This is a genomic window from Pseudoxanthomonas sp. LARHCG66 (genome assembly GCF_052871755.1).
The window spans coordinates 315,505-327,318 of record NZ_JBIXJW010000004.1 but is presented as its reverse complement, the minus strand read 5'-3'; the positions used below and the strand labels follow the sequence as shown (position 1 = coordinate 327,318).

The following is an 11,814-nucleotide window of genomic DNA, read 5'->3' as shown; positions in this document are numbered from 1 at the left end:
GGGTCTTCATGGCGTGGGTTCTTCCGTAACGGGGGGCGCGGCAGTCTCGCCGCTGGCCGGGGTTTCCCCGGAGCCTGCACCGGCATTGTTGGTGCCGCCGCTGAACATGTACTTGCCGGCCAGCTGCAGCAGATCGACCGCCGGCTGGGTGAAGGCGATCTCCTCGCCGGGCTTCAGGACTTCGGGATCACCGCCCGGCGACAGGCCAATGTAGTTCTCGCCCAGCAGGCCGCTGGTGAAGATGCCGGCGGCGGTGTCGGCCGGCAGGTCCTTGTACTGGCTGTCGATGGACAGCGTGACCAGCGAGTCGAACTTGACCGGGTCCAGGCGGATGTCGGCCACCTGACCGATGACCACGCCGCCGATCTTCACCGGGGCCTGCTTGCGCAGCTGGCCGAGGTTGGAGAAGCGCGCAGTCAGCTCGTAGCTGCCGCCGCCCACGCCGAAGCGCTTGTTGGTGGAAGCCAGCGCCAGCACCAGCAGCGAGGCCAGGGCCAGCAGCAGGAAGGCGCCGACGGCGAACTCGAGACGGGGTCCACGGACGGACATGGGTCAGCTCCTGAAAAGCAATGCAGACATGACGAAATTGAACATCAGCACCAGCAGCGAGGCATTCACCACCGCGCGGGTGGTGGCCACGGAGGTGCCCTCGATGGTCGGCTCGGCGTGGAAGCCCACGTAGGCCGCGACCAGCGCGGCCGTACCGCCGAATACCGCCGACTTCAGCAGGGCCACGCCGAAGTCGTCCCAGAAATCCACGCTGTTCTGCAGCGCCGACCAGAACGTGCCGTTGTCCAGGCCGAGCACGTGCACGGCCTCGAAATAGCTCGCGCTGATCGCCAGCGAGCAGAAGAAGCCGGTCAGCAGCGGCACCGTCAGCACCGCCGCCCAGAAGCGCGGCGCCACGGCCTTGGCCACCGGATCGATGGCCATCAGCTCCAGCGCCTTGATCTGGTCGGTGGCGCGCATCAGGCCCAGCTCGGCGGCGATGGAGCTGCCGGCGCGGCCGATGAACAGCAGCGCGGTCAGCACCGGGCCCAGCTCGCGGTACAGCGACAGGCCGAGCAACGTGGACAGCGCATCACTGGCGCCGAACGTGGTCAGCGTGCGGTAGCCCTGCAGCGTCAGCACCAGACCCACGAACGCACCGCCCACCGCGATGATCGGCAGCGAGCGGCCGCCGATCTTGTAGATCTCGCGGGTGAGCTCGGCGAAGAAGTCGCGGGTCGGCTTCGAGGCACGGAACACCGACAGCGAGAACAGGCCGGCACGGCCCAGCGAACGGGTGGCTTCGACGAAGGGCATCAGTGCGCCTCCCCCACAGCGCCGTCTGCCGCGCTTGAGCCGTCATTCCGGCGAACGCCGGAATCCATGGTGCTCTTGCGGTTGCTCCGGGCCTTGCGAGCAGAATCAAAATCGACATGGATCCCGGTGTTCGCCGGGATGACGAGAGGGACAATCTGCGCCGTGCAATAACGCATCACGCAGCCTCCCCACGCTTGACCGTGTCGAACGCGATCGGGCCATCCGGTTCGCCGCGCAGGAACTGCTTCACCAGCGGGTCGGATGTCGCTTCCAGTTCGGCCGGCGTGCCGGAGAACACCAGTCCGCCGTTGGCGATCACCACCGCCTGGTCGGCGATGGGCAGGGTTTCATGCACGTGATGGGTCACGATGATGCTGGTCAGTCCCAGGGTGTCGTTGAGGCGCTGGATCAGGCTCATGATCACGCCGCTGGCGATCGGGTCCAGCCCGGTCAGCGGTTCGTCGTAGATCATCAGCGGCGGGTCCAGCGCCAGCGCGCGGGCCAGCGCCACGCGGCGTGCCATGCCGCCGGACAGTTCGCGCGGATAGGCGTCGGCGGCGGCGCGCAGGCCGACCGCGTTCAACTTGAAGTCCACCAGCCGGCGGATCAGCGCGTCCGGCAGCTTCGTATGCGTGCGCAGCGGCAGCGCCACGTTGTCGGCCACGCTCAGATCGGTCAGCAGGCCGTTGCCCTGCAGCAGCACGCCGATACCCTTGCGCATTTCCAGCAAGGCGCGGCTGCGGTGCGGCACGGGCTGGCCGAACACCTCCACGCTGCCCGCCGCTGGCGGCAATTCGCCGGTCAACGCGGCCAGCAGCGTCGACTTGCCGCTGCCCGACGGGCCCAGCACCGCGGTGATGCTGCCGCGCGGCACCGACAGGTCGATGTCGCGCAGGATGCTGCGGCCGCCGCGATCAAGGCGGAGACCGGACAGGTGCACGGCAGGGGCGTCGGCAGGCGTCATGGGCGTCGTCGGCGAGCGGGGGGGTGGAGCGGGGGAGTAGCGGGTTAACGCAAAAACAACGATGTAGCTTCACGGCCAACGGCTGAACATAAACCGTACCGCGCAGTTTGATTATTGTGGCACCCGACCGCCGCCCGCGCGCACGGTCGTGCGGGATGCTGTGGCCCAAACCGCTGTGTCTCCGGCGCGATGCCGGCATCCGGCACAATGGCGACGACGATGACGATCCACGCCACGCCCGACTTCCGCCTCTACCACTCCAACGCGCTGGAGGTGCTGGCGGGCCTGCTGGCACGGGAGCTGAGCACGCCCGCGCCCGGCGTGCCGCTGCTGGCGCCGGATACCGTGCTGATCCCCCAAGTCGCGATGCGGCGTTGGCTGCAGGCCACGCTGGCCACCGAGCACGGCATCGCCGCGAACCTGGAATTCCTCACCCCCGGCGAGTTCGTCGCACGTGCACTGGACGCCAATGTGCCCGGCGAGGGCGACGATCTCGATGCCGCGACGCTGCACTGGCGGCTGTACGCCGCGCTGACGGACCCCGTGCTGCTCGCGCGTCCGGCCATGGCGCAGATCGCCGCCTACCTGGCGGGTACCGCGGCGCGCCGGCCCGATCCACTCAAGCCGTGGGCGCTGGCGGGGGAACTGGCCGACGTGTTCGAGAAGTACCAGGCCTGGCGTCGCGACTGGTTGCTGCGCTGGGAAAGTGGCGCCGATCCCGACGACCCGCAGGCGATCCTGTGGCGCCACGTCGCCGGTGGCCACGACTACCGCGCGCGGCGCATCCAGCGCTATCTCGACCGCTTCGAGGGCGCAGGCCAGCCGTTGCCGCAGGGACTGCCGCCACGCGTGTTCGCGTTCGCCACGCTCAATGTCTCCCCCGACGTGCTGCGCGTGCTGGCCACGCAGGCGCGCGTGGGCACGCTGCATTTCTATGTCCCGTCGCCGGTGAAGGACTACTGGGGCGACCTGCAACGCCTGCGCGCGGGCACCGGGGACGACACGACCGCGGACGCCCGCCTGCTGCAGGCCTGGGGTGCGGCGGGGCGCGACTTCATGGCCGTGATCGGCGGTTACGAACTGGTGCATCCCAGCCTGGACGTGCGCGGCCATGCCGATCCCGGTGCGGGGGGCGGCAAGTTCCAGGGCAGCCTGCTGCGGCGACTGCAGTCGGACCTGTTCCATCGCCGTGCGCAGCCGTCCGACCTGCTGCCGGCCCTGCGCACCGACGATCCCAGCCTGCAGGTACACGCCTGCCACACGCGCCTGCGTGAGCTGCAGGTACTGCACGACCAGCTGCGAGCGTTGCTGGAGGACGACCGCTTCGATCCGCCGCTGCAGCCGCGCGAGATCGCGGTGCTGGCGCCGGACATCGACCCGTACGTGCCCTACCTGGAAGCCGTGTTCGGCGCACCGGGCGATGGCGACCGGTTGCCGTACGCGCTGGCCGACACCAGTCCGTTGGCCGGCGAGCCGTTGGCCGACGTGTTCGTGCGCCTGCTCGGCCTGCCGGTCTCGCGCTTCGGCACCCACGAGATCCTCGATCTGCTCGCCAGTGCGCCCATCGCGGACGCGGCCGGTCTCGATGCCCCCGCCTTCGAGCGCCTGCACGCGTGGCTGCAGGCCGCAGGCGCGCGCTGGGGACTGGATGCGAAGCACCGTGCCGCGCACGACGCGCCCGCCGACGATGCCTACACCTGGCAGTTCGCGCTCGACCGCCTGCTGCTGGGCCACGCCAGCGGCGCGCAGGACGACATCGCCGGCGTCGCGCCCTGGCCGGAACTGGAAGGCAGCGCGCTCGACGCGCTGGACATCCTGGTCCGCCTGTTGCGCGTGCTGGCCCGCCACCAGAAATCGCTGGGCGAAGCGATCACGCCTGCGCAATGGCGCGAACGGCTGCTCGGACTGCTCGCCGCACTGCTGCCGCGCGAGCCCGCCCTGCCTGCCCGCCAGCGCGCACTCGACCGCCTGCGCATGCTCATCGACGACTTCGCCGCGCAGGCGGAGAAAGCGGGCTATGCCGACACCGTGCCGGCCGACGTGGTGCGCGCGCACTTCACCACCACACTTGCCGAAGCCGATACGCGCGCGCCCCTGCTGACCGGCGCCATCAGCTTCGGCCGCATGGTGCCGATGCGGCTGCTGCCGTTCCGCGTGATCTGCGTGCTCGGCATGAACGATGGCGACTATCCGCGCCGCGATCCCGCCGCCGGCCTCAGCAAGCTCACGGCCGAACTCGGCACCGACAAGCGCCGGCATGGCGACCGCTCGCTGCGCGAAGACGACCGCTTCCTGTTCCTGCAACTGTTCGCCGCCGCGCAGGACGTGTTCCTTCTCAGTTATCTCGGTGCCGATCCGCGCGACGGCAGCGCACGCGAGCCGTCCGTGCTGGTCAGTGAACTCATCGACGCCGCCGCGCAGCAGCATGCCGATCCGGCCTCCGTCGCCAGGGCGCTGGTGGTGCACCATCCGCTGCAGCCGTTCTCGCCCGCCGCGTTCGGCGACGACGACGACCCGCGCCGCTTCAGCTACCGCCGGCAATGGCATCCCGCCGCCGGCCAGCTGGCAGGGCGGCGCTCGCCCCTGCCGCGCTGGTTCCCGGGCGACGCGATGCCGCCACCTGCCGACGCCGGCTCCCCGCTGTCGCTCGACCTGCTGCGCCGCTTTCTGACCGCACCGGCCGAGCAGTTCCTGCGCCAGCGGCTCGGCCTGCGGCTGGATGGGATCGACGAGACGGGCGACGACGTCGAACCGTTGCTGCTGCCGGGCCGCGGCCTGGCGCGCAGCGAAGTGCAGGCGGCCGTGTTCGCCGGGGTGCTGCAGGGCGACGATGACGCCACGCTGCATGCCGCCCTGCGCGCCCGCGCACTGCTGCCCTCGGGTCCGCTGGGGCGGCGCACGCTGGCCGCGCTGCGCAGCGAGGTCATGCCGTATGCGCGCGCCTTCGCCAACTGGCGTGGCAGCGACGTGCCGGCGACGCAGCGCATCGAGGTGGACATCGACGGCGTCGCATTGCACGGCACGCTGGCGGGCGTGTATCCGCACGGGCTTGCCCGCGTTCGCATCGGTGCTCCGGGCGGAAACGCGGCGATCCGCGACGGCCTGGACTGGCTGCTCGCCAGTGCGGCCGGCCTGGCGCTGCCCCTGGTTCAATTCCACGAAGGCGGCAGGAAGCCGGCATCCGGCCATCCGTTCGGTCCCCACGTGCGTCCGCCCCTCGCTCCGGACCAGGCGCGCACGGCGCTCCGGCACCTGCTCTGGCTGCGCGAACAGGGCCTGCGCGAACCGCTGCCGTTCGCGCCTTACAGCGGTTGGGAATTCTTCGCCGCCGCGCCCGACATGGAAGCGGGCCTGAAGGAAGCGGCCAAGAAATGGTGCGGAAGCGAGCGCAGCTGGAGCGAAGGCAGCGGAGATGCGCTGCGGCTCGCGCTGCGCGGGTGCGATCCGTTCACCGATGACGCAACACGGCTGCGGTTCGCGGATCTTTCGATGTCGATCTATCTCGCGGTCACGCAGGGCGAGGTCTACGCCGGCACCGATCCCGAGGCGTTGCGCGCGCTGGCCCCCATCTTCGACGCGGAGGACGCCGGATGACCGCCGCACGCGATCCCTATCTCGCGCTGCCGCTCGATGGCGTGCAATCCATCGAGGCGTCTGCCGGTACCGGCAAGACCTTCACCCTGGCCACGCTGGTCGTGCGGCTGGTGGTGGAAGGTGGCCTGCGCATCGGCGAGATCCTGGCCGTCACCTTCACCGAGGCCGCCACCCAGGAGCTGCGCGCGCGCATCCGTGCCCGTCTGCTGCTGGCGGCATCGCTGCCCGCGGTCGCCGCCGCCGATGAAGGGCCGGAAGTGGCATTGACGCGCGCGCTCCTCGACGCGCATCGCGCGCGGAGTGGCGAATCCCCCACTGCACTGCACCGCCGCCTGCGCGAAGCCGCCGACGGCATGGACCTGGCGGCGGTGTTCACCATCCACGGCTTCTGTGCACGGGTGCTGCGCGAACACGCCCTGGAAAGCGGGCACGGTTTCGATGCCCCGCAGTTGCTCGCCAACGACGCATCGCTACGGCAGGAAATCGCCGCGGACCTGTGGCGCGCGCATGGCGTGGACGATGACGGTGCGGATGATCTGCTTGCGCTGTGGAAGGGCGGCCCCGAGGCCCTGGCGGCCGACCTGCCCGTGTTGCTGCGCGAACAGCGGTTGCAGCCGCACCCCGACGATCCGCTGCCTGCCGACCCCGCACCCGCGTTGCGCGAGGCGGGCGAAGCACTCGCCGCCGCGTACCGCGCCCACGGGAACGCGTTCCGCGATGCCCTGGTCGCCGCGGTGGAGGGCAAGGTGCTGCACGGCGGCAGCTACAAGGTCGAGTGGATCGCCGCGCTGTTCGACGCGCTGGGTGCGTGGGCGCTTGCGGACGATGCCGGCGTGCCATTCGCGCACGACAAGCTGCCGCAACTGCGCCGCGAGGCGCTGCTGCGGAGAACCAGCAAGGGCGGCACGGGCCGCACCCCGGCGTCGCCGCTGAGCGATGCCATCGACGTGTATCTGCAGATGCAGGGCCGCATCGAGGCTTACCGGGAGGCGCGCCGCGTCGCCCTGCTGCATCGCCTGCGCGACGATGCCCGGGCACGGCTGGTGCTGCGCAAACAGCAGCTGCGCGTGCAGACTTACGACGACCTGATCGACGGCGTCGCCGACGCGCTCGAAACGCCGCATGCGGACGCCCTGGTGCAGCGCCTGCGGGCGCAGTACCGCGTCGCGCTGGTCGACGAGTTCCAGGACACCGATCCGCGCCAGTGGCGCATCTTCGACCGCGTGTTCGGCAGCAGGAGTCCGCAGCCGGCGCTGTTCGTCATCGGGGATCCCAAGCAGGCGATCTACGGCTTCCGTGGCGGCGACGTGGAAACCTACCTCGCCGCGCAGGCCAATGCCGTCGCCGCGCCACCGCTGTCGCACAACTTCCGCTCAAGGCCCTCGGTGCTGCGCGCCATCGAAGCGCTGTACGCACAGGCCGGCGACGCCGCGTTCGTCGATGAGCGCATCCGTTTCCATCCGGTCGCGCCCGGCGGCACCCGTCACGATGACGACTTCCAGCGCCATGGCACGGCCGCACCCGCGCTGACCGTGTGGCAGGCGCCATCGCCAGCGCCCGGACCGGACGGCAAGCTCAAGCCCTGGGACGCAGGCACCTCGCGTGAGCTGGCCACCGCTGCCTGCGTGGCCGCCATCCATGGCGTGCTGGTCGAGGCGCGGTCCGGCGCGGCGACGATCGCCGGCAGGCCCGTGCGGCCCGGCGACATCGCCGTGCTGGTCCGCACGCACAGGGATGCCACCCGCATCCGGCAGGCGCTGGCCGATGTCGGCATTCCCGCCGTCGCGGCCGGCAAGCTCAGCCTGTTCGCCACGCCGGAAGCGCGCGAACTGCACGCGCTGCTGCGCACGTTGATGCACGGCGCGGACGACGGCCATCTGCGCACCGCGCTGTCCACCGTCCTGCTGGGCGTGGATGCCACCGGCATCGCCGCACTCGAGACCGACGGCGATGCGATGCGCCGCTGGCAGCAACGCGCGCAGGACTGGCGCGAACGCCTGCAACGCGGCGGCCCGCTGGCGCTGGTCAACGACCTGTGCGCGGAGCACGCCCCGCGCCTGCTCGGCCTGCTCGACGGTGAGCGCAGGCTCACCAACTACCTGCAGACGGCCGAAATGCTGCAGGAGGCCGACGCCCGTACGCTCGGCCTGCCCGGCCTCGTCGACTGGCTGGCCGCTGCCATCGCCGATGCCGGCACCGGCGCCGATGACGACGCGCAGCTGCTGCGGCTGGAATCCGACGCGCACCGCGTGCAGGTGGTGACGCTGCACAAGAGCAAGGGCCTGGAGTATCCGCTGGTGTTCCTGCCGTACGCAGGCATCGGCGGCAAGGCGCCCGATCCCGGCCAGCGTGTCGTCGTCACCGACGCGGATGGCAGCGTGCTGCACTGGAAGCTGCAGGACGAAGTTTCCGGCTGGAGCGCGGCCAAGGCGCAATGGAGCGAGGCACAGCGCGCCGAAGATGCGCGCCTGTTGTACGTCGGCCTGACCCGTGCCTGCCACGCGCTGTGGCTGGCAGCGGGCGCCTTCTACCAGCACGCCCAGTCACCGCTGTGGGCGATGGTGCGCGATGCCGACGCCCTGCTGGCGCGCGACCCGGGCATCCGCATCGACCCCACGTCGCCGCCCGCGGCATTGCCGTGGTTGCCGCCCGTGGCCGAGGGCGCGGTGCCGGCCGCCCGCATCGCCCGGCGTTCCATCGCGCCCGACTGGTGGGTCTACAGTTTCACCCAGCTCGCACATGCCGATGCGGGCCACGCCATCGATGCCGCCTCCACCGAGGCCGATGGCGCGGCCGCGGACGAACCGGTGCAACTTCCCGATGACGCGGACGCATCCGCCGACATCCCCGCCGACGCGTACGACCCGCGTTTCAGTGGCAGCCGTTTCGGCAACGTGCTGCATGCGGCACTCGAAGACGCGCGCTTCAGCGCATGGGCGCCGTGGCAGGTGGGCGATGCGGCGCCGGAAGGAGAACATGCTGCCCTGCTCGCTGCGCTGCGCAGGGAAGGCTACGCCCAGGACGACCTGGCCGACGGCATCGCGCTGCTCACCTCGCTGGTCGGGCGCACGCTGACCGTCGCACTGCCCGAGGGCGGCGCACTGCATGCGCTGGGCGAATACGAGCGGCGTGCCGAAATCGAATTCCACTTCGCCCTCGCGTCCACCGCCGTGCCGGCGTTGCTGGCGCTGCTGCACGCGCATGGCGTGGTGCGCGCCCGCCAGGGGTTCGGCCTGCGTTCGCGGCTGGAAGGGTTGATGACCGGCAAGATCGATTTGACCTACGTGCGCGACGGGCGCTGGTACGTGCTCGACTACAAGTCCAACCGGCTACCGCGCTACGACGCGCCCGCGCTGGCCGCCGCGATGGCGCACAGCGAGTACGACCTGCAGGCCCTGGTCTACACCGTCGCGCTGCATCGCTGGCTGCGTTTCCGCCTGGGCGACGGCTACGAGTACGCTCGCGACTTCGGCGGCATCCGCTACGTGTTCTGCCGCGGGCTCGAACCCGCGCGCGATGCGTCGCTCGGTGTACATGCGCAGCGCTTCGCGCCGGAACTCGTGCACGCACTCGATGCCCTGTTCGCCGGCCACGGTCAGGAGGTGGCCGCATGAGCCTGCTCGATGCCCTGTTCCGCAACGGCCACCTGCGCACCCTGGACCACGCCCTCGCGCAGAGCCTGCGCCGCCTGGATGCGTCCACGCCCGACACGGTACTGGCCGCCGCCGCGCTGGCGTCGCTCGCCGTCGCCAAGGGCCATGCCGGACTCTCGCTGCGCGAGCCGCAGGCACTGCTCGATGCCGAAGCCCCCATCGACTGGCCATCCGCCGATGCGTGGCGCGCATGTCTTGCCGCCTCGCGCTGGGTGGCCACGCCGGACGATGCCGATGCCGTCGCCGATCCGCACGCGCCGCTGGTGCTGGAACAGGACCTGCTCTACCTGCGCCGTTATCGCGAGTACGAACGCGCGCTCGCGCTCGGCCTGCAACGCCTCGCCGCGCACGCGGTGCCGGCAACCGGCATCGATGCGCTCGCACCCGTGTTCGCACAGCTGTTTCCGCCGGCCGCGCATGATGCTCACCAGGCGCGTGCCGCCGCGCTCGCGCTGCGCCATGCCCTGCTGCTGGTCACCGGCGGTCCCGGTACCGGCAAGACCACCACCACCGCGCGCCTGCTGGTGCTGCTGGCCGCACAGGCGCAGCACGCGGGCCGCGCCACGCCGCGCATCGCCCTGGCCGCGCCTACCGGCCGCGCCGCCGAACGCATGGCCGAGAGCGTCCGCCATGCAGTGCAGGCTTTGGCGGCGCAGGGCGTGGACGCCGACCTGCTCGCGGCGCTGCCCACCACGGGCACCACCCTGCACCGGTTGCTCGGCACGATTCCGGATTCGCCCCGCTTCCGCCATCACGCCGACAACCCGCTGCCGTTCGACGTGGTGGTCGTCGACGAAGCCTCGATGATCGACCTGCCCCTGATGGCCAAGCTGGTGGACGCCGTGGCCGATGGCACGCGCCTGGTGCTGCTGGGCGATCCGGACCAGTTGCCATCGGTGGAAGCGGGCGACGTGCTGGCCGCCATCCTCAGCGCGGCGGGGGAAGGCAACGACCTCGGCATGCAGGATGCGGGGGCGCTCCGCCCGCTGCTCGGCGATGCTCCGCCCGCTGATCACCATGCAGGCGGGGATCAGCGACCGGGCCGCTTCGCCGGCATCCGCGTGCACCTGCAGCGCGGATGGCGCCAGAGCGAGGCCTTGCAGCTGGCGCCGCTGGCCGCCGCGGTGCGCGAAGGCGATGCCTCCGCCACGCTGTCGCTGCTGCGCGGCGACACGCTGGCCGGCGTGCGGTTCCACGAAGACCTGGCCGATCCGCTGGACATGCAGCGCGAAGACCTGTTGTCGCACTGGCGCGCGCTGGGCGAAGCCGCCACGCCCACCGACGCGCTGGCACTGTCCGCGCGCTTGCGCATCCTCACCGCCGTGCGTGAAGGCCCGCAGGGTGCGCGCACGTTGAACGCGCGCATCGAGCGCCTGCTGGTGGAGGGCGGCACCGGCCTGCAGCGCGCCGGGCAGGGACACTTCCACGGCCAGCTGGTCATCGTCACCGAGAACAGCTATCGCCACCGCCTGTTCAACGGCGACATCGGGCTGTGTTTCCGCGATGCGCAAGGCGTGTTGCTGGCCTGGTTCCCGGGCGACACACCCGCACAGCCGCGCGCCTTCCATCCCGCCTCGCTGCCCGCGCACGAGTCCGCATTCGCCATGACCGTACACAAGGCGCAGGGCAGCGAGTTCGACGCGGTCTGGCTGCTGCTGCCGGCACGCGGCAACCGCGTGCTGTCGCGCGAGCTGGTCTACACCGGCATCACCCGCGCGCGGCGCGAGCTGCACATCGCCGGCAGCGAAGCGGTGATCCGCGACGCACTGTCGCGGCATGCAAGCCGGTGGTCGGGGCTGGGCTGGCGGTTGGCGCGTCCACGCATCGCGTCGTAGCACCGCAGTACCGTGCAACCGCATCGCACGCGCGTCGCAAAGCATGAACACGGGTTTGCGGTCACGCCCCCAAGGGCGTATACCTGTCCTGGCTGACTGGCAGTCTCCTCCGCCGCCTCCCGCGGGCCGATTTCTCTCCCTCTCGGCTTACCGAACGCGACTGAGCGCGTGCCGAGGAGGTGTGTATGACGAACCAGCAGGTCCAGGTGTTCATTCTCCATCTGGGATCGCAGCAATCCATTGGTCCCGGCGACCTGCGGGTGATGTGGGCCACGGCGTGCGAGTCGCTCGATATCGCGGTGTCCCGGCGCGAGCTTGGCCACGGCCACAACACCGGTCGCCCGTGCTTCAGTCTGTGGGCGGGCCGCCAATTCCATCGCGCACCGGCCGAAAGGCGGATGCGTGCCCTGCTTGAAGCGCGTGGCTTCCTGTTCACGCTTACGCATACCGCCCTGTAGGAGGG

Annotated in this window: 7 protein-coding genes; 4 read left to right on the top strand and 3 right to left on the bottom strand. The window is 70.9% G+C overall.

Annotated elements, in window-relative coordinates; translation table 11 throughout:
* Positions 1–6: 6 nt before the first annotated feature.
* The 3 genes from mlaD to ACIPRS_RS14260 all read right to left on the bottom strand — a co-directional run bounded on the left by mlaD (position 7) and on the right by ACIPRS_RS14260 (position 2,269).
* Positions 7–549 carry an outer membrane lipid asymmetry maintenance protein MlaD gene (mlaD, locus tag ACIPRS_RS14270; RefSeq protein ID WP_192203170.1) on the bottom strand — a complete coding sequence of 181 codons (543 nt, stop codon included), beginning with the start codon at positions 547–549 and terminating at the stop codon, positions 7–9.
* Between the two features lie 3 nt (positions 550–552).
* Complete coding sequence (locus tag ACIPRS_RS14265) at positions 553–1,305, bottom strand: MlaE family lipid ABC transporter permease subunit (RefSeq protein ID WP_192203171.1); 753 nt, start codon at positions 1,303–1,305, stop codon at positions 553–555.
* A 175-nt stretch (positions 1,306–1,480) separates the two neighbouring features.
* Positions 1,481–2,269: an ABC transporter ATP-binding protein gene (locus ACIPRS_RS14260; RefSeq protein ID WP_446538993.1), complete on the bottom strand. Its 789-nt coding sequence runs from the start codon at positions 2,267–2,269 to the stop codon at positions 1,481–1,483.
* Between the two features lie 219 nt (positions 2,270–2,488).
* Here ACIPRS_RS14260 and recC point away from each other — a divergent pair, with 219 nt between their 5' ends.
* From recC to ACIPRS_RS14240, 4 genes are all read left to right on the top strand, one after another.
* Entirely contained in the window at positions 2,489–5,863 is a 3,375-nt protein-coding gene (recC, locus tag ACIPRS_RS14255; protein WP_446538992.1) for an exodeoxyribonuclease V subunit gamma, read from the top strand.
* A complete protein-coding gene (locus ACIPRS_RS14250) occupies positions 5,860–9,477 on the top strand; it encodes a UvrD-helicase domain-containing protein (protein ID WP_446538991.1) in 3,618 nt (1,205 codons plus the stop codon). The genes recC and ACIPRS_RS14250 overlap by 4 nt, the downstream gene beginning before the upstream one ends.
* On the top strand, positions 9,474–11,351 hold the full coding sequence (gene recD / locus ACIPRS_RS14245) for an exodeoxyribonuclease V subunit alpha (RefSeq protein WP_446538990.1): 1,878 nt from the start codon (positions 9,474–9,476) through the stop codon (positions 11,349–11,351). Before ACIPRS_RS14250 ends, recD begins: the two co-directional genes overlap by 4 nt.
* A 185-nt stretch (positions 11,352–11,536) precedes the next feature.
* Positions 11,537–11,809, top strand: a complete 273-nt coding sequence (locus tag ACIPRS_RS14240) for a hypothetical protein (protein WP_142122901.1) — start codon at positions 11,537–11,539, stop codon at positions 11,807–11,809.
* Positions 11,810–11,814: the final 5 nt, after the last annotated feature.